28 protein-coding genes are annotated in these 22,713 nt (G+C 58.9%); 6 read left to right on the top strand and 22 right to left on the bottom strand.

Annotated features, from left to right (window positions below):
• Positions 1-196 precede the first annotated feature (196 nt).
• Together ACY8D3_RS05505 and ACY8D3_RS05500 are read left to right on the top strand one after the other, a co-directional pair.
• Entirely contained in the window at positions 197-604 is a 408-nt protein-coding gene (locus tag ACY8D3_RS05505) for a PA3611 family quorum-sensing-regulated virulence factor (RefSeq protein ID WP_462382348.1), read from the top strand.
• Positions 605-636: 32 nt separating this feature from the next.
• Positions 637-1,698 carry an LOG family protein gene (locus ACY8D3_RS05500; protein ID WP_462382346.1) on the top strand — a complete coding sequence of 354 codons (1,062 nt, stop codon included), beginning with the start codon at positions 637-639 and terminating at the stop codon, positions 1,696-1,698.
• Positions 1,699-1,701: 3 nt separating this feature from the next.
• Here ACY8D3_RS05500 and recX read toward each other — a convergent pair whose 3' ends face one another.
• The 3 genes from recX to ACY8D3_RS05485 form a co-directional block, all read right to left on the bottom strand.
• Positions 1,702-2,163, bottom strand: coding sequence for a recombination regulator RecX (gene recX / locus ACY8D3_RS05495; RefSeq protein ID WP_462382344.1), 462 nt, complete (start codon positions 2,161-2,163; stop codon positions 1,702-1,704).
• A gap of 1 nt (position 2,164) precedes the next feature.
• Entirely contained in the window at positions 2,165-3,202 is a 1,038-nt protein-coding gene (recA, locus tag ACY8D3_RS05490; protein WP_462382342.1) for a recombinase RecA, read from the bottom strand.
• 83 nt (positions 3,203-3,285) lie between these two features.
• On the bottom strand, positions 3,286-3,786 hold the full coding sequence (locus ACY8D3_RS05485; RefSeq protein ID WP_462382340.1) for a CinA family protein: 501 nt from the start codon (positions 3,784-3,786) through the stop codon (positions 3,286-3,288).
• A gap of 302 nt (positions 3,787-4,088) precedes the next feature.
• Between ACY8D3_RS05485 and ACY8D3_RS05480 the strand changes: the two genes are divergently transcribed.
• A complete protein-coding gene (locus tag ACY8D3_RS05480) occupies positions 4,089-4,256 on the top strand; it encodes a hypothetical protein (RefSeq protein ID WP_462382339.1) in 168 nt (55 codons plus the stop codon).
• Here the strand turns inward: ACY8D3_RS05480 and ACY8D3_RS05475 are convergent.
• The 13 genes from ACY8D3_RS05475 to ACY8D3_RS05415 form a co-directional block, all read right to left on the bottom strand.
• The gene (locus tag ACY8D3_RS05475; protein ID WP_462382338.1) at positions 4,253-5,686 is read right to left on the bottom strand and encodes a glycoside hydrolase family 5 protein; all 1,434 of its coding nucleotides are present in this window, start codon (positions 5,684-5,686) and stop codon (positions 4,253-4,255) included. The genes ACY8D3_RS05480 and ACY8D3_RS05475 overlap by 4 nt on opposite strands.
• Entirely contained in the window at positions 5,683-6,207 is a 525-nt protein-coding gene (locus ACY8D3_RS05470; RefSeq protein WP_462382337.1) for a DUF2514 family protein, read from the bottom strand. Before ACY8D3_RS05470 ends, ACY8D3_RS05475 begins: the two co-directional genes overlap by 4 nt.
• A complete protein-coding gene (locus ACY8D3_RS05465) occupies positions 6,204-6,635 on the bottom strand; it encodes a lysozyme (RefSeq protein ID WP_462382335.1) in 432 nt (143 codons plus the stop codon). Before ACY8D3_RS05465 ends, ACY8D3_RS05470 begins: the two co-directional genes overlap by 4 nt.
• A 184-nt stretch (positions 6,636-6,819) precedes the next feature.
• Positions 6,820-8,958: an SGNH/GDSL hydrolase family protein gene (locus ACY8D3_RS05460; protein ID WP_462382333.1), complete on the bottom strand. Its 2,139-nt coding sequence runs from the start codon at positions 8,956-8,958 to the stop codon at positions 6,820-6,822.
• Positions 8,959-9,023: 65 nt separating this feature from the next.
• On the bottom strand, positions 9,024-9,551 hold the full coding sequence (locus ACY8D3_RS05455; protein ID WP_462382331.1) for a hypothetical protein: 528 nt from the start codon (positions 9,549-9,551) through the stop codon (positions 9,024-9,026).
• A gap of 2 nt (positions 9,552-9,553) precedes the next feature.
• Entirely contained in the window at positions 9,554-10,036 is a 483-nt protein-coding gene (locus ACY8D3_RS05450; protein ID WP_462382329.1) for a hypothetical protein, read from the bottom strand.
• Positions 10,026-10,607 (bottom strand): hypothetical protein, encoded by a 582-nt coding sequence (locus tag ACY8D3_RS05445; protein WP_462382327.1) that lies wholly within the window; start codon positions 10,605-10,607, stop codon positions 10,026-10,028. The genes ACY8D3_RS05450 and ACY8D3_RS05445 overlap by 11 nt, the downstream gene beginning before the upstream one ends.
• Positions 10,604-11,449 (bottom strand): hypothetical protein, encoded by an 846-nt coding sequence (locus ACY8D3_RS05440; protein ID WP_462382325.1) that lies wholly within the window; start codon positions 11,447-11,449, stop codon positions 10,604-10,606. Before ACY8D3_RS05440 ends, ACY8D3_RS05445 begins: the two co-directional genes overlap by 4 nt.
• 9 nt (positions 11,450-11,458) lie before the next feature.
• On the bottom strand, positions 11,459-13,072 hold the full coding sequence (locus ACY8D3_RS05435; protein ID WP_462382323.1) for a hypothetical protein: 1,614 nt from the start codon (positions 13,070-13,072) through the stop codon (positions 11,459-11,461).
• Positions 13,069-13,524 (bottom strand): hypothetical protein, encoded by a 456-nt coding sequence (locus ACY8D3_RS05430; protein WP_462382321.1) that lies wholly within the window; start codon positions 13,522-13,524, stop codon positions 13,069-13,071. Before ACY8D3_RS05430 ends, ACY8D3_RS05435 begins: the two co-directional genes overlap by 4 nt.
• Positions 13,524-15,335, bottom strand: a complete 1,812-nt coding sequence (locus ACY8D3_RS05425; protein ID WP_462382319.1) for a hypothetical protein — start codon at positions 15,333-15,335, stop codon at positions 13,524-13,526. Before ACY8D3_RS05425 ends, ACY8D3_RS05430 begins: the two co-directional genes overlap by 1 nt.
• Positions 15,335-15,847 (bottom strand): hypothetical protein, encoded by a 513-nt coding sequence (locus ACY8D3_RS05420; RefSeq protein ID WP_462382317.1) that lies wholly within the window; start codon positions 15,845-15,847, stop codon positions 15,335-15,337. The genes ACY8D3_RS05425 and ACY8D3_RS05420 overlap by 1 nt, the downstream gene beginning before the upstream one ends.
• Before the next feature lie 15 nt (positions 15,848-15,862).
• Positions 15,863-18,349 carry a tape measure protein gene (locus ACY8D3_RS05415; protein WP_462382315.1) on the bottom strand — a complete coding sequence of 829 codons (2,487 nt, stop codon included), beginning with the start codon at positions 18,347-18,349 and terminating at the stop codon, positions 15,863-15,865.
• A 96-nt stretch (positions 18,350-18,445) separates the two neighbouring features.
• On the opposite strand from ACY8D3_RS05415, the gene ACY8D3_RS05410 reads away from it, so the two are divergent.
• Complete coding sequence (locus ACY8D3_RS05410) at positions 18,446-18,748, top strand: hypothetical protein (protein ID WP_462382313.1); 303 nt, start codon at positions 18,446-18,448, stop codon at positions 18,746-18,748.
• A gap of 314 nt (positions 18,749-19,062) precedes the next feature.
• On the opposite strand, the gene ACY8D3_RS05405 is transcribed toward ACY8D3_RS05410, so the two are convergent.
• Genes ACY8D3_RS05405 through ACY8D3_RS05395 form a run of 3 tightly spaced genes read right to left on the bottom strand, consistent with a single transcriptional unit; the run spans position 19,063 to position 20,336 of the window.
• Complete coding sequence (locus tag ACY8D3_RS05405) at positions 19,063-19,365, bottom strand: hypothetical protein (protein ID WP_462382311.1); 303 nt, start codon at positions 19,363-19,365, stop codon at positions 19,063-19,065.
• A gap of 54 nt (positions 19,366-19,419) precedes the next feature.
• Entirely contained in the window at positions 19,420-19,800 is a 381-nt protein-coding gene (locus ACY8D3_RS05400; RefSeq protein ID WP_462382309.1) for a hypothetical protein, read from the bottom strand.
• On the bottom strand, positions 19,800-20,336 hold the full coding sequence (locus ACY8D3_RS05395) for a DUF4124 domain-containing protein (protein ID WP_462382307.1): 537 nt from the start codon (positions 20,334-20,336) through the stop codon (positions 19,800-19,802). Before ACY8D3_RS05395 ends, ACY8D3_RS05400 begins: the two co-directional genes overlap by 1 nt.
• Before the next feature lie 181 nt (positions 20,337-20,517).
• On the opposite strand from ACY8D3_RS05395, the gene ACY8D3_RS05390 reads away from it, so the two are divergent.
• Both ACY8D3_RS05390 and ACY8D3_RS05385 read left to right on the top strand, forming a co-directional pair.
• The gene (locus ACY8D3_RS05390; protein ID WP_462382305.1) at positions 20,518-20,913 is read left to right on the top strand and encodes a type II toxin-antitoxin system RelE/ParE family toxin; all 396 of its coding nucleotides are present in this window, start codon (positions 20,518-20,520) and stop codon (positions 20,911-20,913) included.
• Positions 20,910-21,215, top strand: coding sequence for a helix-turn-helix domain-containing protein (locus tag ACY8D3_RS05385; protein WP_462382303.1), 306 nt, complete (start codon positions 20,910-20,912; stop codon positions 21,213-21,215). The genes ACY8D3_RS05390 and ACY8D3_RS05385 overlap by 4 nt, the downstream gene beginning before the upstream one ends.
• Before the next feature lie 69 nt (positions 21,216-21,284).
• Here ACY8D3_RS05385 and ACY8D3_RS05380 read toward each other — a convergent pair whose 3' ends face one another.
• The 3 genes from ACY8D3_RS05380 to ACY8D3_RS05370 are packed head-to-tail and all read right to left on the bottom strand — an operon-like array spanning position 21,285 to position 22,713.
• A complete protein-coding gene (locus tag ACY8D3_RS05380; protein ID WP_462382301.1) occupies positions 21,285-22,055 on the bottom strand; it encodes a phage tail tube protein in 771 nt (256 codons plus the stop codon).
• Positions 22,055-22,255, bottom strand: coding sequence for a DUF7210 family protein (locus tag ACY8D3_RS05375; protein WP_462382300.1), 201 nt, complete (start codon positions 22,253-22,255; stop codon positions 22,055-22,057). Before ACY8D3_RS05375 ends, ACY8D3_RS05380 begins: the two co-directional genes overlap by 1 nt.
• Complete coding sequence (locus ACY8D3_RS05370) at positions 22,252-22,713, bottom strand: hypothetical protein (RefSeq protein ID WP_462382298.1); 462 nt, start codon at positions 22,711-22,713, stop codon at positions 22,252-22,254. The genes ACY8D3_RS05375 and ACY8D3_RS05370 overlap by 4 nt, the downstream gene beginning before the upstream one ends.

The following is a 22,713-nucleotide window of genomic DNA, read 5'->3' as shown; positions in this document are numbered from 1 at the left end:
ACGGGTAAAGCCGTTGCGGCATGGTATCGCTACGCATTGCCTGGAGCATCCTTTTCCAGCCAGCTGTGTCAACGACACACCCACTCTTTGGCGGGCCTGTTCGTTCGGTGGCCACAACCCGCCCCCTTGTTTGTGAGAACATCCGCAGGATCCGGGAGTCGAATCTCTCTCGCTACATAGTCACGGAGTTTTCTTCATGCGCATCCGTCGCATCACTATCGCCGCCCTTCTCGTTGCGATCTCGGCGCCTTTCGTTCACGCCGCCTCCCTCAAAGAGAACGAGCTCTCATCCATGCTCAATCGGATTGCAAAGGAAAGTAGCGTTGGCACTCCGAGAGCGATCAACGAGAACATCCTCGATCGCGGCTACACGGTAGACGGGACGGAGTTGGTCAATCACCTGAGTGTGCTGCCGGCACATGCGGCACAGATGCGTGAAAACAAGGGCGCCATGCGTAACCAGCTGACGCAGAGCGTTTGCAACAACCGTGGCTTTCGCCAGTTGCTGGAGCGTGGTGCCAAATTGCGCTATGAGTTCAGTGAGTACAAGACGAACAGCCCAATCGCGACCGAGCGTTTCGACCGGTCCGACTGTGGCGCCTGACCTGCACTCTTTGACTGTGGTGAGATACCCACATGCCTGATTCACCAGAGCGATTAGACGTCAGCCTGAGCCGAGTGCATGAGCATGTCGACTACCTACTGACGGAAGTCATGCGAGGCGAAAGTCGCAATGCACCGCTGTACCGAGAGATGCTGGTGCACGTCTTGCAGATGGCGCAGGAAGACAGGTGCCGCTGGGAGAGCAAGATCGTTGCTCAGACGCTTCGGGAGATGATTGCTGCGTTCAGAGCTTTGGAGCAATTCAAGGACCGTCGCAAGGTCACGGTGTTTGGCTCCGCCCGGACACCACGCGAGCATCCGCTGTATGCGCAGGCACGTGAACTGGGCGCAACGCTCGCGTCTCGTGATCTTATGGTCATAACCGGTGGTGGCGGCGGCATCATGGCAGCAGCGCATGAAGGTGCTGGCCTGGACCAGAGTCTTGGTCTCAATATCACACTTCCCTTCGAGCAGCATGCCAATGCTACGATCGAAGGCAGCGAGCACCTGCTATCGTTCCACTTCTTCTTCGTACGCAAGCTGTTCTTCATCAAGGAGGCGGATGCGCTGGTGCTGTGTCCTGGAGGATTCGGGACCCTCGACGAAGCGATGGAAGTACTCACGCTCATTCAAACGGGCAAGAGCCCGCTGGTCCCCATCGTCCTGCTCGACGAACCAGGCGGAACCTATTGGCAGCGTGCCCTGGACTTTTTCCGGGAAGAGCTCGGTGCCAACGGTTACATCCTCCCGAAAGACCTGAACCTGATGCATCTGACGGATAGCGTCCAGGACGCGGCAAACGTCATCACGGCGTTCTACCGAAACTTCCAGTCCACGCGATGGATGAAAACGCAATTCGCCGTTCGCTACCGCCATCTGCTGACAGATGCGGCAATCGCTCGGCTGAACGAGAAGTACACGGCCTTGTGTCTTAGTGGCGGATTCGAGCAGCACGCGCTAGAAGCGGCAGACGACGCGCGTACCGCCCGCACAACCGAGGCAGTAGCGCTCACGTTCACCTTCACAGGCCGGGATCAGGGTCGCCTTAAAGAACTGATCAGTTATATCAACGACCCTGACAATTGGGCTCGTTGAAAATCAATCGTCCAAACGTCCGCGCAGCAAACGACCGATTTGGTCGTGAGAATAGCCTCGATAGGCTAGAAACCGCGCTTGGCGTGCCTGCTCTTTGGCGTCCCGAGGCAATACACCGAATTTCCGCTTCCAGATATCACGTAGCTGCTCGCTCCAATCGATTTCGGCTTGGTCGATAGCAGTCTGAACGACATCCCTGGAAAGGCCACGCTGTCCCAGTTCTTCACGTATCCGCGAGGGACCATGACCGGAGCGTGCGCGGCTCGCGATATAGCTTTCAAGGTAGCGGGATTCATCCAGCAAGCCTTCTTCGGCCAGACGGGCCAGCTCACTTTCGATGAGTGCCTCTGCTGCGCCCCGCTGGCGCAGCTTTCGGCTCAGCTCGACACGCCCGTGCTCCCTGCGCGCCAGCAAATCCATCGCAGCGCGTCGAACAGCAACAGGAGTATCGAGCACAACGGGCATATCAGAGGTCGGCGTCTACCGCGTCTTCAGCAACAACATCCGCTTTCTTGTTAGAGACAAGCAGCTTGTCGCGGATCAGCTTCTCGACGGTGTTGCCAACTTCCGGGTTTTCGGCCAAGTATTTCGCGGCATTCGCCTTGCCCTGACCAATCTTGTTGCCCTCATAGCTGTACCATGCACCGGACTTCTCAAGCAGGCCCAACTGCACACCCAAGTCGATAACCTCACCGTGGCGGTAGATGCCCTTGCCGTAAAGGATCTGGAATTCTGCCTGACGGAACGGCGGCGCAACCTTGTTCTTGACGACCTTGACGCGGGTTTCGCTACCCACGACTTCGTCACCTTCCTTCACCGCGCCAGTACGACGAATGTCGAGGCGAACGGACGAATAGAACTTCAGCGCGTTACCACCGGTAGTGGTTTCGGGGTTGCCGAACATCACGCCAATTTTCATACGGATCTGGTTAATGAAGATAACCAGGCAGTTCGCGTGCTTGATGTTACCGGTGATCTTACGCAGCGCCTGCGACATCAAGCGCGCCTGCAGACCTACGTGCGCATCGCCCATCTCACCTTCGATTTCCGCCTTGGGCACCAGGGCCGCAACGGAGTCGACGATGATCACGTCAACCGCGTTCGAACGCACCAGCATGTCGGTGATTTCAAGCGCCTGCTCACCGGTATCGGGCTGCGATACGAGCAGGTCGTCCACATTCACGCCCAGCTTGCCTGCGTAGTCAGGGTCCAGTGCATGCTCAGCATCGACGAACGCGCACGTGGCGCCTTGCTTTTGCGCCTCAGCGATAACAGAGAGCGTCAGCGTGGTTTTACCGGAAGACTCAGGACCGTAGATCTCGACAATCCGCCCTTTTGGCAGACCACCGATACCGAGCGCGATATCCAGGCCGAGCGAGCCGGTCGAAATGGCAGGAATGGCCTGGCGATCATGGTCACCCATACGCATCACTGCGCCTTTGCCAAACTGCTTCTCGATCTGACCCAACGCAGCGGATAACGCGCGCTTCTTGTTCTCATCCATCAGGACATCCTCGCTCGAATCGGCCCGAGGCCGCCAATAACTGTATAAGTAGACAGTATTAGAGCACAAGCGGGGTCAATCGCCTACCCCTGTCCGGGAATTTCTCCAGCGCACAGACGAAGCAAGCCTTGCAGCGCGCAGACGACAGTCTGACCGCGTACAGCGGCCCGATCACCTTCGAACAAATGGCGGTGCGCGTAGATGCGACTGCCGTCGGCCCAAGCGAGCCAGACCGTACCCACTGGCTTCTCTGGCGCACCGCCGCCAGGCCCGGCAATACCGCTGACCGCTACGGCGAACCGTGAATTGGCCTTCGTCCGAGCACCCCGGGCCATCGCTTCCACGACCTCGCGACTCACGGCGCCGACGGATGTGAACAGCCGCTCGGGCACATCCAGTTGCGCCGCCTTTTGTGCATTCGAATAGGTCACGTAGCCCGCCTCGAACCAGGTAGAGCTTCCAGCGACACGCGTGATGGCTTCTGCAATTCCGCCGCCCGTGCAGGATTCGGCCGTAGTGACCTGTGCCCCTAAACGCTGTAGGGATTCGCCCAGTTGAGTTGAAAGCCGTGTGATCTCGTCCACGTCGTTCTCCGGGGTTAATGGTAAGGGGCCTATACCGTACACTAGCGCCTTTTGCGCAAGGTCCGGAAATGAGTCAAAGCGATCTCAGCCAACACACTCCGATGATGCAGCAGTATGGTTGTTTGAGGTCTCTTTCCCCAGTGTTTCCGGGGCTTCCAGAGTATATCTGTCTAATTGGAAAGCGGTAGATAGGCCTCTTGAAAGCCAGTTGATACGGCATCGATTCAGGCAGTATTAGACGCTTCAGCAGAACGAGATTCGCCGCCATTTGTCCTATTGGCAACCCCACAGAGGGGCATGCCATGGACCAAATATGCGACCACAACCGCACCCTGCTCTACCGCCGCCTGCGTAACCTCAAGCGCGAGCTCGACAAATGCCGCCCACAGAAAGGCGACACCGTCGTACAGATGCACGCGCTGAGGTTGCAGAACGAGATAGACAGGACTGAGCGTGAGCTCAGGGGTTAGGCGGTAGGGCCGATGACCCTGGTCTTGCGATTGGTGAACTTCTTGATTACATCAATCGGCGGCAAGTAGACGTATTGACCGTCTTTCTTGATTTCGAGCGCATTATCGCTGGTCGGTGTCCAGCCATCGCCGGCCGCGTAGTAGGTGACCAGGATGTTATTGCTAGTGAGGTAATCAAGCGTCGCGTAAAGGGCGTCATACGCCGTTTTGTTCTGGCGGTAATCAATGCCGGTCTCGGTCACTGCCCCCATCACCCCGTTCTGCTTGCACCACTCCACGAAGACCCGGAACCGGTTGACTCCGACGTTTATGTCTACGTCCGCGGCTAGATTCGCCTTGATGCCCGAGCTATTGGGGTCGTGATACGCGTGGGCCGTGTAGACGATCCCTTTGCCCCTCAGCGGGAACATTGGGTTTGTCCTATTACCGTTCGGCTCCTTGATCCAATACTGCGCGCTGGCGTAGGCATCGCCATTCACGAAGATAAGGGTATTCGCGTCCACCTCGCGGATGGCATCGACGACCTTCTGAGCGGCCGGGCCCCACGTTCCACCAGTCGCATAGGGCTCGTTCATCGGCTCGTAACCCAGGAGGTTCGGATAGCCCATGAACTCCTTGGCAATCAGCTTCCATATGTCGAGGAAGTGCTGCAGCGGCGCGCTGGCGGAACCAATCAGCACATCCTTGCCATTGACGTTGCGGCGGAAGTACTGGTGCATGTCCAGGATGATCCGCTGATCGAATTCCTTCGCCCAGGCAAAGCAGTTGTGCATCCAGGCAAGGAACGACTTGTCCAGCGGACCGCCCAGCGTGGACTGTAATCGCTCCCATGCAAACGGCAGGCGGATAGTCTTCAAGCCATGCCCTGCCGCCCGCTGGAAAGTCTCACGCGTATTTCGTCGGTAGTTCGTTGGCGCTGTGCCAGGCAGTACGCCGCGGTTGAACTCAGCCCCGGCGAGGTTCACACCCATCAGGTACAGATCGAAGTCCAGCTTCCTCTCATCCTTTACAGGCTGGGGCGCCGGCGAAGCGATCGACTCCGGAGCCCCTTCAGGCTTTGGGACGGTCTGCCCCTCGTAGATCTCGACCGGGCCATCTACAGGAGAAAGCTTGACCCCGTCATACTCCAGCCAGACCTTCCCCATTGATGTGCCATTGCCGGTGATCTTGCGGGTCTCGCCGTTGGAGAACTTCATCGTCCGGCCGACGATCAGGTGTTTCTTATTGTCGGGCGTGGCAGCGAACGCAATCATGTTGCGGTCTTTGCTGAAGCCCTTTACCCACTCGCCGTCTGTGCTTCCGCCAATGTTGAGGCTTGCCACCGGTTTGGCACCCTCGACCGGCTTCGGCTGCTCAGGCTGTTGAGGGAACGCCTCATCCCACAAGCGCCCGGCCAGTTCGATAAACGCGTCTTTCGTCTGGATCGTCATCGGCTACCTCCTTCTAGTGAATCAAAAGCGGTCTGGCAGGCCAAACCCGCTATTCCCCTTCGGTCGGCGACGTCAGCATAGAGTTGAGCAGCCTTTCCAACCCGGCCGAGCACGTCGGCATGCACTCGGGCGGCGTCGTTGGCTGCCTGGCCGAGCTGGGTAGTGATGGAATTGCCGCAGGCTCGACTACTGGCTGTTGCGGCTTCGTACCGCTGCTGCAGCCGGTCAAGTGCACTGCCAGCCCGAGCAGCATCAGCACGGGCCATCTCAATCTGTTCTGACGCATGACGCTCGACCTCGTCGACTGCTTGCTGACGCTCTCTCTCGATGCGGCGCTGCTTGGCTTCTGCCTCCTGCGCTCGCTCCGCTAACCCTTGCCGTTCCTCGGCATACTCCTTCTGCGCAACGGACAGTTTGTTCTCCCACCGCGCACCGTTTACCCACCATCCAATGGCACCACCCACCAACAGGCCACCCACGAGCGTCCACGCCCACAGCGGAGTGGCGCGAAGCCAGGTCATGGCTTGTCCTCGAACAGCTTCCGCTCAGCTGCGCGCCGGCGAACAAGACCAGTAAGCTTCTTGCCTGCGGCATACACCCACCGGTCAAACTCCGCAGCGGCGCCCTTCTGGTCACAAGCGTTCAGCTTCTTCCGGAGGGTCGAGTCGCGGAATGCTCGGCCGCCGATGTTGAAGATCAGGGAGGCCAGCGCGTCGAACTGGTGCTGGCAAAGGTCGACGCTCACGGATCGCTCAATCTCGAGCTCGGCGTCACGCAGGTCTTGCCGGAGGAAGTCGACGGCCTGGGCGGCTGTGATCTTCATTCCGCGGGTGACGCCTTTGGTGTGTCCGTACCCGACGGTCTGAACGCCTACACCGTCGTCATAGGCTTCCAGGCGAAGCCCCTCGAACTGCTTGATGAGGTCAATGCCTCGCTGTGAAGTCTGCATACGTTTCTCCAGGCATAAAAAAAACCGGCAGGTGCCGGTGTGATCGTTGGGCGTTGCGCCAGATGTTTCCCTTATGGTGTGCCAGGCAACTATCCGCAGAGTGCCTGCTTTCAAAGCTGCCTCGGTATAGGTCAGCCCGCCGAGCCTTGGTCGGGCGCCGTCGTGAATTACGCCGTCCGATAGATCAAGCACCTACCTCAAAACTGATCCCGTCCAGGCTGACCCACCCGTTTCCAGCGGACACGCCACGCCATATAGTCACCTCGCCGGAGTTGGAAATGTGCAGGTAACAGGTTCCAATCCCGGCGGTGGTCTGCATTGCTGCTTGTGCGCAAATGATGGGATTACGTGGGCGGAGCCCCGGAGGTAGGGTTGTCAGCAACGTGTCATCGCCTCTGGTTCCGCCAGTGATGATGCCGTTTAGTGTGACGACACCGCTTGCCAGCTTGGCTCGCGCCTCTACTCTGCCCCCGCTTCCGTCAGGCAGGTGAGCCCAACCGTTGACCAGAGAAAGCGTAACGCCGTTTCTGTCATAAGCCTTGGAGTACCAGTAGTTATTCGTCCCATCGCAGCGCCCAAATCTCGTGGTCACTTGCGGGGTCCATCCATCAGTAGGCGGGTGTCCGAAGATGGTTTGAGAGCAGTACCCGTCCATTGAACGCAAGGTCGCGGCCGTTGCGGGGTAGTCATACCCTGTTAGCTCGAACAGGGAGTAACCTATCGGGTATTCGGACGGCAACGTGGCCGCGGTGACAGTCTTCACCGAACTTGGTAGGGACCGTGCGCGAAGGCCAGAGGGAAAGACGACGTCCGCAAGCAGTGACGCGATCGTCATATTGAAGACTGGCTTGGGATGAATCCCGCCTACGCCATTCGCACCGTCGAGCCATACGCCTGCCCCAGCCCGGCTGTCCGCCCAAATCGCGTACGTGTCTATGAATGCACAGCCGAAGTCCCGAGCTGCCTGCTTGCAGACCTTGCTGGTTTGCTCTTCCCATCTCTCGTCACGATTCGCCGAATACTCGGATGTCGAGTTCGGGGCCATCAGGACAATCGCCAGAGACTTCACTTCCCGTTGGCTCCGGATGGCTTGTAGGCCAGCACGTAATGACTGGGCATACTGCTCAATTGTTCGGTTGTTAGTAACGTCGTTAAGGCCCCACCGCACGACGTAAAGGTCAGGGTTGAGCGCCAGGTCAGCCGAAAGGTACTGCGTACGCCATTCCTCCGTGTGAGCGCCGCCGACGCCTTTGTTCCACGCCTGTACAGCATGACCTTTGTCAGCCGCAATTCGGGTGAAAATCTTGTCTATCTGATAACTCCCCTGCCCCCAGTTCTCGGTAGTGGAGTCACCGGAAAAGACCACTTTGACACTTGCGGTCTTATCAAGAATCTTCTCGAAGAACGGGTTTAGGTACTCCTGACCGAAGATGTTCCGGTTGATGTCGGTAGTCGGGTTTACGAGGCGCTTACCGTTGAGCAGGCGGCCCTCGCCTTGGTATTGCTTGCCCAAAGGGTTCGTCGGGAATGCGCTGAGCTGGTAATCCTGTGGAGGCACGATTACGTTGCGCTCGTTCGCAATGGTGTTATTCACCGCGGTCAGGTTGATCGCTGCGGTTGCCGAGGTCGACGCGCCGTAGCTGGTGATGTCTTTGAACACACCGGGTAAATTCACATCTGTCGAGCCGTCAAACGCTATGCCGTTGATGGTTCGGGCGTTAGCGAGCACATCCGCCTTTACCCCCGTGAGCCCTGCACCGTTGCCGGTGAAGGTGTTGGCCTTCAAACCCCCCGCAACATCCAGACCTTGCCGCATGTACACCATGCCCGTGGTCAGATTGATGAACAGGGGCCGGAGCGAGTTGAATGTACCGTCGTTGGTATCGGTGATCAGGAAGTAATAATTGGTGCTGTCTACCCGATGGATGATGCCCTTGCCGGCGCCACCTTTCTGGATCAACGAGTTGAGCGCGGCAGACACTATCGTGCCGGTCATCTCCCCGCCGACCTTTTCCAGGAAGGCGTTCGCGAGCTTGGTCTTTTCAGCGGACGTGTAATCGTTGCTGGACAGCCCTTTGCCAGACTCCTTGTCGACCTTATTGCCTAGCTGCGCTTGGAGCTTACCGAGCGCGTCAATCACGGTGTCGGTTGCTGCAAGTGCCGTACTCACCGAGGTCGATAGGCCGGTCAGGACCACGCCGCGGACAGCTGAAGCAAGAACCTGCCACGTCTTGTCGCCTCGCCAGTAGCGATCATTGGCACCTGGCGCTATCGCTGGCTCGACGCCCATATCGGCGGCGCTTGGTAGGCTATCCGCGGACATTTTGTCGCCCGCGGGTAGCTGCTGAACCTTACCGCCAGCTCGGACCAGCGGTCGCCGAGCGGCCATCAGAGCACCACAGCGTCGCTGTCGGTGGTGATCAACGCGGTCGCCGACTGCGCCTTGCCGAGGTACTGGCTCACCTTGTTAGTGCCTTGGTTCGCCGGCAGGGTCTCGTCGAGCGGCACAGCGATCACACCGCCAGCTGTGCCCAACCAGTAGTCGGCACCAGGCGTCAGGCCGGTCAGGTTCGAGTTGGTGCCGTCAAGCGGATAGACCGTGGCCTGTGAGCCGTTGGCGACGTTGGCCGTCACGTAGCCATCGGCCGGACGGTTGTTGCTGTTGTCCGCCTTACGGACACCAAGAGCACCAGCGTTGGTGAAGAACTGGACGAAGCTGCCCGCGGTCAGCGCCTCGCTGGCCGTGCCGACATTCGTATTCGCGCCAATACCGGTCGGCATGACGCTGGGGTCGAGCTTGCCGGTGTCATCCAGCGCGACAATGTCGCCGCCGTTGCCAGCGCCTGTCGAGACAACAGTCGCCGCGATCTGACGGAGCTTGCCGCCTACCAGACGAATGAAGGATTTTGCAGCCATGATTACTCCTGTGCCAGCTCTATTGGCTGGTCGATGTTGAGGATGAGACGGGTTGGTGAAACGGCGGAGCCGACATAAAGTAGGAATCCTTCATGTGGCGGTGATTGGGTAAGAAAGCCTTCTGTCCCTAGCCACACTGGACCAGGCATCCAAGACCACGATGGTTCGTCGACGCTGCCCGAAAGCTGAATGTCGATCTGCTGGCCTTCCGCCGCAGACGTCAGCGTCAGGCCAAGGGCAAAATCCATGTTTTCTGAATCGCTGTAATCGAGATACCGCACGGCGCCGTTGAGCTCGTACACGAAGCGGAGCGCGCTCAGCGTATTACCTGCTTGGCGCTGTACAGCGGAGCCACCGGACGGGCCTGGAACGCCGCGCGGGCCAGCTGGACCTTGGTTGCCAGCAGCCACCACTACAGCGGGCGCCGCGCGTGGCTCGACGACCAGCGCGAACGGCTGGCCGGCGACAATGACGTCAGCAGGCATGGCATCCCTCCGGCCGGGTCGTGACATCACCCTGCAGCCAGCGGATCACGTCCCCGTTGCTCATGGTCAGGTCCAGGTCATACGTGCCGCACTCGAACGTCAGCGCCCCACTCTGCTCCGCCGTGACCACGATGAGCATCTGGCCGAGCCCTTCGATAGCAAGGCCGCCGTTGTCAGTTGTGAGTTTGAGCGTCGAGCCATCCGAGCCGCTGATAAGCAGTCGCCCGGTACAGCCGGTCAAGTCGACCGGCTTCTGATAGATCAGCTGCCCACCGTTGGCCTTGAGCGCCGCGCCGTTGATGTCGTTGAATTCGATGGTGTCCGCATCGATGACCTTTGCCATACGGAACGGCTCGCGCGCCGGCGATCGGTTCAACTGGCTCGAGGATGTTCCGTCGATCCAGACTGGCCACATGCCTGGCAGGCCATGTTCGGGCACGGTGAGGGTGAGCGGCGCGGTTTGGCGGATCTCACTAATGTGTCGATAGGCGTAGTCAGGCTGCATCAGCCAGAGTGGCTTTCGGTTGGTAGCGCTTGGCGTAATTGGGAGATCTAGTCGGGAGGGCGTCATGAAAGTCCCCCTCCCACAGTCCTGAAAGTAGCGGGCGTATACTGCGTGATAGCCAAGGCAACCCAGGCGCCCAGGTTGATCTCTGACTCGGGAGACAAATCGGTTATAGAAATCTCGACCGGCTGATTCACGGAAAGCCTGAGCACAGCGCCCGAAACAGCCATTGTCGTTTCAGTTCCATGGTCGTGCACCTGCGCCATTAGCGACCGGCCCATCGCTCCGAAGTCGAGCTCAAGCGTCATGCTCTGCTCGAGCTTGCAGCTGAATCCGACAGGAGCCAGTGACCATGGCGGTAATACGAGGATTGCGGTCGGATCGCTGCCACTGCCTTCAATGGATATAGCGATGTTCCGGCGATAGCGTTCGACCTCGAACGAACCCGCATAGCCGTACGTCCAGACGGATTCGATACCGCTCACAGGAACCCAATTTTCCGGCGAGTCTGTACCAGACGCGATATAGGTGATCAGTCTCGTTTCGAACTCGTTGAACACATAAAGCTGCCCGATACTATCGGGCGCCTGCATTGGAGGCTGGTCCGAGATGATCGGCGCAGCACCGCCACCGCCACCGCCGCTGGACGCAAGCGATTGGAGAATTCCTGCCGTGACAGACGCGAAGACCGTGCTTCCGGCAGGCCAGTTCTGATCAGACGTGCCCTCTATGCCCCGCGTCAGCGATGCGCTGCCATTGGCGACAACTGCCTCGATGATCTCGAAGCGCGTTGGCGGCACAGCGTCAGCCAGGGTCAGTCGATAGGTGCCATTCGGCAAATCCAGCGCAGCCGAAACCGCTCCGGCTGCCAGGGTGATATCCCGGCGCCAGTTGTTGACGAAGTTCATGTTTTGTCCTCAGACCCAGCTATAGGAGGCCGTTTCGTCGTTACGGGCAATCTCGCCTGTGACGGGGTTGTAGCTTGCGTAGCGCAGCCCGTTGAACCACCAGAAACTGCGCGAGTATTCGTAGTCGGGACTCGCGCTGCGGCTGTGCAATAACGTTCGGGTGTCCACTTCCATGACCGATCCCTTCGGCGAGATGAGCGGCCCCCTTCGGACCTTCACCGGCATGGTGTCCTGGCCGTCTGCGTACGCGAACGGCTCACGGGTGTAGCCGAGGCAAGACAGCGTATTGCTGCAGCGCAGCAGCCAGAGCATGCGGATATCCTGCTCCCGGATGATGTTCCTGCCGCTCACCCTTGAGATGTACGCGACGATGCTGTCCGCATGGAAGCCTGGCTGAAAAATCGGAGCCGGGTCAAAGTACTCGAACGTAGCCGTCACGCGCCCAGAATCAGCGATGTCAGGATCTTCCCCTGTCACTTCCACGGTGCGAATAAGTTGAATTGTGTTAGCGCCGTGATCGAAGCGTTCCCGCGTATCGCGCATGACCATCTCGTCTATGACCGTACCGCTGTCGGTCCGAATCCGCATCGTGGTCTCAATGATGTCCCGCTGCCCGGCCGGGCCTTCCGAAGACGCCGGCCACCGCTCCTGTACTGATGACTGGATCCGATCGAATCGGGCCGTCCGAACAGTACCGTCCGGGGCATACCAAGCATTCAGCAATCCCAGCTGTTGAGTCCATTTGGCGAGGTAGTCCCGGAACTGGGGGCCGGTCTCGTCGTGGGTCTCGTAAACAGGGTTTCCCAGCGCGCTGGCCCTATCTTCGATGAGTCGAAGCTGGACGTGTGGCCTTGGATCAACCGTTGAGTCCAGAACGGCCGGCTGCAGCACGATCTCCAATAAACCGATGACAGTTGCAGGTTTTGGGGAACGGCTTTCGTAGGCCATTGGATATGGCACGTTGGGCGCGCGGACATGCGCGGTTGCAGCTATAACGACAAGCAGCTTGTTCGCCCGAAAGTCCGCTATTTCCAAATCGGGATTTGGCAGAAATTGGTCATTTACCTGGCCGTAACTCTCATAGCGTCCAGCGGATTGCTGCCGAGTAACGCACTCCGGCTGTCCAGCGCCATTACCAAGCTGATCTAGCGTGATGGGTATGCGGACCTTTCGGTCTACAGCGCCCTGGTAGTTCAGTGTCAACTCGAGTTCGGATTGCCCTATGAACGCCGCAGATACAAAGACGATACGCCGTCGCCCACCTTCTATTACCGGATCGAAAACAAGGGGCACACCTGGCAACCAGTCGTTGGTGGAGTTCGCCAGCTTCACACCCGACCCGTAATACGAAACATGCTCTGCGTAATTCAAATTAAGCGGGCCGCCCCGAAGAATTGCCCGGCCCCACCATTTGCCACCGGCCGCCTCTATCGTTTCTGAAGGAATGTCCGGGTAGCCTATGTCGAACAGGTACGTGTTTCGGCTGGCGTCGAATCCCACTGGCACGGTCTTTCCATTGGGCAGCTCTACAATGGCCTCTTCACGCGGGCGCGTGACAATCCTTCCATGCCAGGGCCAGCCCATCGCCACCGTTTCATCCGTGGTAGATGGAAGATCGATCACGCTTCGTCCTTCTTGGGTTGGGCAATTTGAAGTTGTACGGCGTCGCCGTTGGCATCCTTGAACTTCCAGGTCTTGATTGGCTTGACCTCGAAGACGAAGAGCCCGTCAGAACTGGTCATAATCATGTTCGGCCAGTGCTCACGGTCTGGCACCTGTGTGCCGTTTTCATCCTTCGTGACTTCCTTCAGGGGGCTGGCGATGCCACCGCCACCCCTCGGAGCGCGCGACTCATTCCAGACGCCCCGACCTCTCGAAGTCGGGAATCCGCCTACGGGCGCCACCGGACTGAGGGTTGTCGTGCGTCGAGGAGGTTCAACCAGGCTGTTGAGGTCATCGACTGCCTTCGTACCGCGGCGCCGTTCCTCCATCGCTCGACCACCCGCGCGCCGCTCGGCCTCATTGCGCTGACCGATCGCCCGGCGCTCGGCCTGCATCTCGCTGCCTCTGCTCATTACGTCATCTCAAGCAAGTCATTGGGAATGGCGACCCGGTAGGTCCGGGCAATCTCGATCTGCTGTTCGTCTGCCTGCTCGGCCGGGATCTCCCGGGAGTCCAGATCGAATCGGCGCGGGAACTCCGCATCGGTGATTTCCGGCACGCTGTAGTTACCGGAGAACCCAGGCAGCTTTTCGTTGTACTCAGGGCTGGATACCTTGCCGCCGAGCTGTGTAGGCAGGCTGGTGGCAATCGGGCTTTCCGGCTCGGGCTCGGGCTGCGGCTCGTCGTGATACGGCGGCGGCACCAGTGGATCGGTGACGCTGCCACCACCACGCATAACCGCCATGGTGACGGTCGACAGTGCGCTGCCCGATGCCATGTCCAGTGCGTGCTGCAGCCGAACGCATTTGCCCTTGGCGCGAACGTCTTGGTCATCGATCTCGATGGTGTGGATCAGATCCAGCTCACCGATCCAGCCGGTAGGCACCTGCCAGCTCAGCGCGGTGCCACGATGGGCCGATATGACCTGCGAGTAACCTTCGGCCAGCAGAGTCCGTAGCAGAGCCTGCCGCCGCTCTTCGTCGCGCAGATCCTCGTGGCCCGTCTTGCCGTCGTCCGGCTTATTGCCCGGCCAGCCGTCGATAACTGGGATGCCGTTGCCGTTCGACTGCTTTGGTGTTCCTTGCGTGTCGATGCCGAAAGGCTTCGAACCCCACTCTTCCGCGCGCTCGTTCTCGATCTCGACGTTTGCACTTTGGCGGGAAACCACTTCGCCCACTGCCTCGACGCTCGTTTCGGCAACCACGCGAAGCCGGTACTGCTCGGTCACCGTCTGCACCCACCGGCGCCCGCCGCTGAAGGAGGCGCCCAGCAGCAAATCAAGGTAGTCGTTAGCCCAGGGCACCTCGCCGCCGCAATAGACGCCTGTCGGCAGTTGGCGATACCAAGAGGCCGCACTAAGCAGGGTTTGCCCGGTATCGCCGACCGCATCCTTCACCATCTGGATGTCTGGCAGCTCGGTACCGTCGCGCTCGGATATCCAGTTACAGAAACCCTGCTCGCCACCCACCCCGAAGGTATTCGGATGCTGCCAGTAGTAGCGCTCGTTGTGCTGGCGGAGGCGCGAGAACCGATAGTCGCTGTCAATCTCGACGACGTTCGTTTCGGCGCCGATATCGCTCAGCTGTACGTCGAGTGACGCGTGCACCGTTGAGCCCGGACCGAACACGTAGTCCGCCGAGCCTTTCGCGAACCAACTTGTCACTCTCATGCCGCCGTAGACGTCACTGTCCAGGCTTGCGGTCAGTGTACCAAGGCGCTCGTTCATGTAGTCCCAACGGGACCGGCCTTCGACGGGTTGGAACACGTCCGGAGACCAATGTGCTGAAGGCGTCAGAGCGTCGATTTCATTGATCCCGAGTGCCTTTACCCTCTGTTGCAGTAGATCACTGCATGTGCAAGCAAGTGTCCGGGTCGCGCGGTCCCACGACGGGTCAGCGATACGACCGGTGTAGAGGCGCTGAACGCGCTGACCATCCCGGTCTTGTGCGACTAGCTCAATTGTGACCGCGCGACCTTTCCAGTCGGTCGGTGTGACAGGCCCAGGAGGCATGCAGAGCGCGAAGGAAGCCACCCCTGCGGCGCCCTCCTCGCGATCGACTTCAACGATTCCGGCCAAGCGAGTAGACCAATCAACACCTGCAACCGTTACAACCGGCCTCCAAGTGAATGAAGCGTTTGGGATGACCGGAACCGGGTCCACCGATTCCTCACCAGCCAGACCAGCTAACGGCACGCTGCCGAGCGGGTAACCATTGATGAGCATCAGACTTCTTCCCAGTCCAGTGTCCAGCCGTGGGAAGCACTCCCGGCGGACAAAGTTGAGCGCGGCTTTGTAGCGAAAACCCAGTAAACCGGCATCCAAGCCACCGAATAGAGCGCAGCGTCAGGTATGGGGGTTAGGGTCACGGCCCCATCTGCATAGACACAAGGTGTATCGACCCACTGGCCACGTACGAGCGCTAATGCCCACGGCGCTACATCTGGCCGCGGGGTGCTGCTTAGGACTACTGACGTGGCTGTGGTAGTAACGCTTTCCTGCTTCGTGCAGTGCAGCTCAAGCGCCCGGCTGAAATCCAGACCGTCCAAGCCTGGCGGCATCCATCCTGTACCACTGATGGAACCGGCCGCCTTCCCTGCCCAGTGCGTCATCTTCACGCCTGCGCCATTGCTCATACGGACGACCGTCGCACCCTCCAGTGGCTGCGACGCCATTTCGGGCGCGCCAGCGTGCAGCACGATCGGCACGCCGCCGAGCATGATCATGGGTTGGGACATCAAGTTTTTCCTGAATTAGCGCCCGAACTTCAGCGCTTGGCGGCGCATGAGCTCTTCGTAGGAGGCGCGTGACATGGCAACTTCGTGGGTCGTACCGTTTTCACTAATCGTCACCCGCCCCCAGTCCTCCAGACCGGTCATAGGCCCAGCCATCAAAGCCGGATCCATTTGCGGGATAGCAGGAACGGTACGGCTAACTAGCCCACCCTCCGCGTAACCCCGCATACCAGAAGCGATGCGCTGCTGAAGCATGCTCATCGTGTTCTGGAAGCCATTACGGCGGACGCGCTCGAGGAAAGGCAGCGCGCCGGGCTCGTTAACAACTCGCTTCGGCTGTACGTGCTCATCCGCGTGGACGATGCCGGCCGGCTGGTATTTCGATCCGGGACCGGTCCAGCCGCCGGTGGCAAATTCGCCGGGAGCACTCGGACTAGCTGCAGAGCCGCCACCTTGAACTACAGGGCGAACTGGAATCGTCAACTGCTGCGCGAGCTGGGCAGAGAGCTCCTGTATTTCGGCCTGCGTACTAGCAACCGCTGACTGATCCACCTGTGTTGTAACGTCTACAGGGGGGAACTGGCTAAAGCTGTTCTCGCCATCTTTCCAGATATTCTTGATCCTGGCCTCAACGTCTACAGCTGGCAGTGATGCCTCACCACCCGAGCTTTCCTGGCGTATACCGGTGATTTCGGCCTCGGCTTTGATAGTCGGCGTATCACCTACTGTCCGCGCCTGGGCGTTAGATACGTTGCCGGGCAAACTGCCAAGTTGCTTTCCGTCACCGGCTATGACGGCTAACTCAGACAGGCGACGCAGGTCATTCTCCAGCGCCGCCTTAGCCGCTTCGTCCATCTTGACCGTGACGGTGACTTGCTTGAGTTTGTCTAGCAGTTCCTTAAGCTCGACAGCGCTTTTCTTCGCAGCTTCAAAGCTGTTCTGTGCGTTATCAAGCTTGATCTGGTCCGCCGCTTTCTCAATGCCATACAGCTCATTGATGATGCCCTCGAAGCCGTAGGTGTTTTCGCCTGCATCCTGCAGCCTGGAAAGCATGTCCAGCGCGCTTTGGGCAATACGCTTCGCGCCCTCAAGATCGCCTGAACTCAGCGCTTGCCGTGCTTGCGACTTAAGCAGGTTGGCATCGGTAAAGCTGCCACCCTGCCCTGCGCCCCGCAGCTTACCCAGCGCCTCGCTATAGCGTTTCTCGGTATCAATCTGCGCTTTCTTGGCGGCTTCGATCTCCTTCGCAGACTCGCGCTCGATGGAGGCTAGCTTTCTCGCCGTTTGAGCCGCATTTATTACATTTTCGTCCCTGAGCTTACTGGTATCTGTGACCCATGCTCGCTTACTTGCCAGCCTCTCTTCCTCAATACGCTGCTGCTCTTTCTTGGCGGCTTCCTCTACTGCGCGTTCCTTGGCAGCGGCCGCCTGCTGCGCTTTGTACGCTTCGCCGGTCATTCCAGAGATTTCGGCATTCACGTCAGCGATGCTCTGCTCCAGCTCTTTCTTCCATTCTTCGAGCCTTTCCGGAGCGAAGAACTTCAGCAGTTGAGCGGTGGTGTTCGAGCCAATAAAGCTGTCACCGGTGATCGCGTTGTTTACCTCCTTTAACGTCTTCTCAAGCTTGGTGAGCTTGTCGACGTTGCCCGATGCCTGCGCGGCCGCGTAGCCGATATTGTCGCCCATCGTTGCGAAGCCACTGCCTGCACTGATAGCGGCACCGGTCAATGTCACCAGCGCCGAAGCGATTTTTACGAGGTTTTCTACAATCAGTGGGTCGCTAATTGTCTTGGTCAGTTCTTGTATAGCCTCCACCAAAGGCTTTGGATCTGCCTGGCTGATAGCGTTTTCCCAGGCATTGTTCAGGCGAGTCAGCGCGTCGCCGACAACGATATTCATATCGTCTACGGCTTTGCCCAGCTCGTCGGTCTGGGAAATAAGCGCCGGGACCCAAACGTCCGTCGTCAGTTCGCCAACGGTCGCCATTGCCGCAAGCTCTTCACGCGTTTTGCCAAGGGCTTGCGAAAGAGCATTCGCCAGCGCAGGCGTGTTGCGAACCATCGCCTGGAACGCGTCGCCCTGGAGTTTTCCGTCTTGCAAGGCATTGCTGAACTGATTAATTACCGAGACCGCTCGCTCACCCTTCGCCGCGCTCGCAACCATTCCTAGCCCGACAGATTCGACGAACTTCAAAACCTCAGGGTTGCTGAAACCCCGGTCGCGTAGCGGCCCAAGGGCGTTAATGAAGGATTCCGCGTTACCGCTCATGCTCGTGAAGGTGCGGTCGCTGATCTCGCGCAGGCGGGCCATGCCTACTTCGTATTGCTCCTGGCTGCCCGCGGCGAGTTTGATCCGGTCACTCAATTCGGTCCAGGAATCCGAGATGCGGACTACACCTTGAATGCTACGTAGCAATCCATACGCGCCTGCGGCTTGCCCTACGAAGCCGGCAGCTCCTGCTCCGATACCCTGCAGGCGGCTTTGTTCGCCATGAAGCTCGCGCATTGCCTGCTGAGTCTCGCGAACTCTTTGGGTATACGTCCGCTGAGCAAGCGATAGCTCTCTGGAGGTAAGGGTGCCGCTGCTCCTAAGAGTTTGATATTGACTGTTCAAGCGCACGAGCTCCGCTTGGAGGTCTCGCGCTTTGCTTACGCCAAGGCTGTCCGCAGCGGACTGAAGTGCTTGGTCATTTCGGCCGCTTCCGACCGCTTTAACCATGGCTGCCTGAAGGCGTTGCTGTTCGGCCGCGAGGTTGCGGGTATCGACGCCAGCCGCTCGCAACTGCTCTCTTTGTTGCCGCAACGAGTCTCGCTGACGCTCGAACTGAAGTGTTGCTCGAGCAAGCGTTCTTTCTGCCGCATTCAGCTCTCGTTCGAAGCTTTTAACCGGCTGGCCGGCTGCTGATATCGCAGTTTTCAGCTCCGCTACTCGTTGCTTGGCTGCGAAGAACTCCGCCGCTGTCTTCTTGGCTGCATCCTGAGTTGACCGCAATGCGTCAATCTGGCGAAGCGGAGCCTGAACGGTTTTTACGAGGTCGGCATACTGCTTTCGGAACCCGGCGATTTCTTTACCAGCGGCGCCGGTATCAGCGCTCAGTCGAAGTTCTACATCAGCCATGTGCTACGCCTTGAATGAGCGAAGAAAGAGTGACCACGGGTAGGTGAGCACGTCGCGGTGCCCTATCCGAATTAGTGCGCAAATCCCTTGATCCAGCTGACTCACTGCCCCGCCTGTGGGCGATTCAGACGAGCCAGCATCTCGAAAAAATGCGGGTTAGCCTCGCGGCAGCCAGACACTACCTCAGCAATTTGGCTGGGAAGCATCTCATCCACTTCAGCGCTGCTAAGGTTTGTCCAGATCGGGAGATCAATTAGTCGAAGGTCCTCAAACAGCACTTCTCCGATCAGATCGGGCGCAGCCGGCTGCTCCAGGAGCATCCTCACCTTAGAAACGGTGAGCTCGCGGCAGACGACTTCGCGGCCACCCACCTTCTTGACTACGGTTTTGCCAAGGTCCGACATACATTCTCCAAGCATAAAAAAACCCGCCGAAGCGGGTTTATCGAAATCTATCCGTCAACGAAGCATTAGGCTTAGGATCGTTGAAAACACCCCAAGCGCTGCCGTCAGTCCAGTGAAAACCAAAGCCAATATGATGAGCGCTGGAATGGCTGCGATCGCCCACTTGACCATGAATAGCACCATGGACGTGAAGCTCATGTTTACGTCCACGACCACGACGGGCTGCGCGCCGGGATAACGCTCTTCTGCATCTTTCAGCGCCGCCGGACGTTTGGCCCTGGCCGCATTAATTGCCTGCCACTGCTTCCTTTCTTCCACTAGCTTCTGGGTTCGCTCTTCCCACTCTCGATAGCCCATGCCGCATTTGGGGCACGCCTCAGGGCTGCTTTGCATCTCGCCGAATGTAGGCTCATGCCCACAATTTTTGCATTTCATTAGCGGCTGCCACTCCCTGACTGATAGCTCGAGCTCACGCAACCACCCTGGCCATAATTAACGTGCGTCACTTCGTAGCGCCTATCGCGTCGGTAGGTGCTAGCACCCCGCCCTTGCGCGTGCCCGTCGCGGTTAGGCTTGCCGTACATGCTTTCCACGTCCTTACGGCTCATCCCCTCGACGACCTCTCCCCTGACCTTCGCAGTGCGTAGGTCCCTGTCGTTGAGGCCGGTATCGCATTGGGGCTTGGCCCGAGAGCCGCCAACCACCGTCACCCCACCGGACACAGACGGAGCAGCCGGTGCGGAGCGATACTCCGGTGCCGAATGTATAGGCGTTGCCATAACCGCGCTTTGGCCCGAGCCGCTAGGGCGCGCGTTATGTGCCGACACCACGTCGTTGAGCTTCGCCGCATCAGGACAATTATGCTGTGTGAATGTGACCTTCCCGGACGCATCCACGCATTTGTAAACAGTCGCTGCCTGAGCATTGGCTAAAAAAGCCAACACGGCAGCAGAAATAAAGGCGAACCGCATCACACTTCCTCCCTGTTAAGGCGAAATGTAGCAGAGCGCCACCACAAAAACCCAGCGCAGAGCTAGGTTGGGAGACGAGCGTCCGTTCAACCTGCACCGGGCGGCAATGCGCGCCCTTCTGTCGGGCTAGTCCACTATCCATTGAATAGTGCACCTATTTTGGTACACTTCGCACTACTCCATGCCACTCTGTACAACTTGCCGCAACGAAGGACGCGCTGTGGAACCAGTTCCAGTCAAGCTGACCGTGAAGTTTTACCAGTCTGCTCAGGGGACTGAGCCAGTTAGAGAGTGGCTTCAGAGCGAAGATTTCACCTTACGCAAGGCCGTCGGTGCCGATATCAAGACGGTGCAGATAGGCTGGCCGCTCGGGATGCCCTTAGTCCGGAAGATAGCGACGGATCTATGGGAAGTACGCTCTACCTTGGCCCATGGCATAGCTCGGGTTTTCTTTACCGTGGTGAAGTCAGAAATGGTTCTTCTACATGGGTTTATAAAAAAATCTCAGCGCACGCCAGCGTCGGACCTTCAAATAGCTAAAGATCGCCTCGCACGACTCAAAGGTAACAAGCCATGAGCAACCACATTGGATCTAACTTCGACGACTTCCTTGCAGAGCAAGGCATCCTTGAGGAGACGTCTGCGATTGCATTGAAACGCGTTATCGCGTGGCAGCTTGAGGAAGCCCGCAAAAAAGAAAAGATGAGCAAGAAAGATCTTGCCGCAAGGATGCATACGAGCCGCACCCTTGTTGATCGCGCGCTAGATGCGAGCGACCCAGGCTTGACTATTTCGACCCTAGCTAGAGCAGCCCAGGCAATGCACCACCGGGTTGAGATCCGCATCATCCCCGAAGAATCAGAGCAAGCGTTCGCCTGATTACTCGCAGGACAACAGGAGGCCCAAAGCACATAAAGGCTTGGCCTCCTGCTACCTCCGGCCGGCGTTTTATACGCCAGCCTTCTCCTTCTGCACCTTCATGTACGCCGACTTGCCGGTACCGCGAGTCGGGTCCGCCAGCACTTCCGCCGCAACAGTCATTCCCATGAAATCGTCGGTGCCGATCCAGTCCAGCGTCTCGGCCGGCGCGAACTTGCAGCGCCAGAAGCGCGGGTTGATGCGCTTCTTGGTACCCGCGCCGTTCTGGCCTTCGAGCAGGATTTCCCACTCCTGGCCGGAGTCGGTCAGGGCCTCGATTTCGTCGAAGCTAGCACCCATGTAGTCGATCTCGACCTCATAGTTACCAGTAGCCCCTTCGATTGCCTGGGCGAGCGCGCTGCCGACCAGGACTTCGATACCTGAGCCGGTCATGCGGAAGTCTTCGTCTTCCTCGAACTCGGTCGTACCGCCTGCGCCGGTGACAGACGTGATGCTCGTGGGCATGCGGTCCAGAACGCAGGTCTTGCCGACCTCGGCGATGTGCTTCTCGCCAGTAACGGCAGCACTCGGCACGTCGGTGACCGTCGCCCACAGGTTGGCGGCGATGTTCTCGGCGTCGAACTCGCGGAAGTTGATCGACAGGTTCATCGCATTGATACGAGTCAACTTGTCGTAGTTGCCGCCTTCCGGGGTGCGGGTGTTCGGCAGCGTGATGTCGCTGGTTTCGGTCGACTGCTGAACAGTGGAGACCAGGCCGACGTCCCGGAACGGGTAACCCGTACCGGCCGGGCGCATCTTCAGAAGACCGCCAAGGATGACGGTTTCGACTTTCTTGGTCATTACTTGCTCTCCTGCTCGATCACTTCGAGCTCTTGCAGCCACTTACGCTGGCGAGCAGTGACCTTGATGGTGGACCCGACAGCCAGATCCTGGCCTTCGTGGCGATGAGGCTTGGCCAGCTTCACTTCAGTGCGCGGCGCCTTCTTTACCTCGGACTTGGCTTCATCCTTGGCGGTGGTTTCGGTGGCCTTGGTAGTCATGATCTAACTCCTTCCACGATGGTGCTGAGGTGCACCGGAATAAGAATGGCGGCCGCGGCAACGCCCTCGCCTGGAGGAAATGCGTCCGGAGCGCCGATCTGGATATTGGTGATGCCCAAAGGTAGCCACTTGGGAAAGCGGCCCACTTCAGGGATGAGGCATTTGAGGATGTCGAGTTCGAGGTCTTCGAGAGCCGCTTCGTACTCCACGCCAACGCTGACGGCGCCTGTCACGCTGAAGCCCTTGCCGAGCATCAGGGCGTTCGGGCCCCGCCCTGGAGTGGTGCCACGTGCCGGCTGGACAACGATGCACGGGAAAGGCGTCTGCTCTTCCTTCAGCGCCTCGTTCAGCCAACCACTTTTCACAGTGTGGCCAGCGTTAGTGCGGTAGCCGTTCGCCTGGGTGATGGTTTCGAGTCGCGCCACAAGCGCTTTACGCCCTTCGGTGAGAATGTTCAT

The sequence above is a fragment of the Pseudomonas sp. Marseille-QA0892 genome, from assembly GCF_054950135.1.
This window is presented reverse-complemented; position numbering and strand designations above follow the sequence as displayed.

Coding starts and splice junctions, on each gene's coding strand:
- ACY8D3_RS05505 (WP_462382348.1), top strand. CDS start 197: ATGCGCATCCGTCGCATCACTATCGCCGCCCTTCTCGTTGCGATCTCG.
- ACY8D3_RS05500 (WP_462382346.1), top strand. CDS start 637: ATGCCTGATTCACCAGAGCGATTAGACGTCAGCCTGAGCCGAGTGCAT.
- recX (WP_462382344.1), bottom strand. CDS start 2,163: ATGCCCGTTGTGCTCGATACTCCTGTTGCTGTTCGACGCGCTGCGATG.
- recA (WP_462382342.1), bottom strand. CDS start 3,202: ATGGATGAGAACAAGAAGCGCGCGTTATCCGCTGCGTTGGGTCAGATC.
- ACY8D3_RS05480 (WP_462382339.1), top strand. CDS start 4,089: ATGGACCAAATATGCGACCACAACCGCACCCTGCTCTACCGCCGCCTG.
- ACY8D3_RS05475 (WP_462382338.1), bottom strand. CDS start 5,686: ATGACGATCCAGACGAAAGACGCGTTTATCGAACTGGCCGGGCGCTTG.
- ACY8D3_RS05470 (WP_462382337.1), bottom strand. CDS start 6,207: ATGACCTGGCTTCGCGCCACTCCGCTGTGGGCGTGGACGCTCGTGGGT.
- ACY8D3_RS05465 (WP_462382335.1), bottom strand. CDS start 6,635: ATGCAGACTTCACAGCGAGGCATTGACCTCATCAAGCAGTTCGAGGGG.
- ACY8D3_RS05460 (WP_462382333.1), bottom strand. CDS start 8,958: ATGTCCGCGGATAGCCTACCAAGCGCCGCCGATATGGGCGTCGAGCCA.
- ACY8D3_RS05455 (WP_462382331.1), bottom strand. CDS start 9,551: ATGGCTGCAAAATCCTTCATTCGTCTGGTAGGCGGCAAGCTCCGTCAG.
- ACY8D3_RS05450 (WP_462382329.1), bottom strand. CDS start 10,036: ATGCCTGCTGACGTCATTGTCGCCGGCCAGCCGTTCGCGCTGGTCGTC.
- ACY8D3_RS05445 (WP_462382327.1), bottom strand. CDS start 10,607: ATGACGCCCTCCCGACTAGATCTCCCAATTACGCCAAGCGCTACCAAC.
- ACY8D3_RS05440 (WP_462382325.1), bottom strand. CDS start 11,449: ATGAACTTCGTCAACAACTGGCGCCGGGATATCACCCTGGCAGCCGGA.
- ACY8D3_RS05430 (WP_462382321.1), bottom strand. CDS start 13,524: ATGAGCAGAGGCAGCGAGATGCAGGCCGAGCGCCGGGCGATCGGTCAG.
- ACY8D3_RS05425 (WP_462382319.1), bottom strand. CDS start 15,335: ATGCTCATCAATGGTTACCCGCTCGGCAGCGTGCCGTTAGCTGGTCTG.
- ACY8D3_RS05420 (WP_462382317.1), bottom strand. CDS start 15,847: ATGTCCCAACCCATGATCATGCTCGGCGGCGTGCCGATCGTGCTGCAC.
- ACY8D3_RS05415 (WP_462382315.1), bottom strand. CDS start 18,349: ATGCGCGAGCTTCATGGCGAACAAAGCCGCCTGCAGGGTATCGGAGCA.
- ACY8D3_RS05405 (WP_462382311.1), bottom strand. CDS start 19,365: ATGTCGGACCTTGGCAAAACCGTAGTCAAGAAGGTGGGTGGCCGCGAA.
- ACY8D3_RS05400 (WP_462382309.1), bottom strand. CDS start 19,800: ATGAAATGCAAAAATTGTGGGCATGAGCCTACATTCGGCGAGATGCAA.
- ACY8D3_RS05395 (WP_462382307.1), bottom strand. CDS start 20,336: ATGCGGTTCGCCTTTATTTCTGCTGCCGTGTTGGCTTTTTTAGCCAAT.
- ACY8D3_RS05390 (WP_462382305.1), top strand. CDS start 20,518: ATGCCACTCTGTACAACTTGCCGCAACGAAGGACGCGCTGTGGAACCA.
- ACY8D3_RS05385 (WP_462382303.1), top strand. CDS start 20,910: ATGAGCAACCACATTGGATCTAACTTCGACGACTTCCTTGCAGAGCAA.
- ACY8D3_RS05380 (WP_462382301.1), bottom strand. CDS start 22,055: ATGACCAAGAAAGTCGAAACCGTCATCCTTGGCGGTCTTCTGAAGATG.
- ACY8D3_RS05375 (WP_462382300.1), bottom strand. CDS start 22,255: ATGACTACCAAGGCCACCGAAACCACCGCCAAGGATGAAGCCAAGTCC.
- ACY8D3_RS05370 (WP_462382298.1), bottom strand. CDS start 22,713: ATGAACATTCTCACCGAAGGGCGTAAAGCGCTTGTGGCGCGACTCGAA.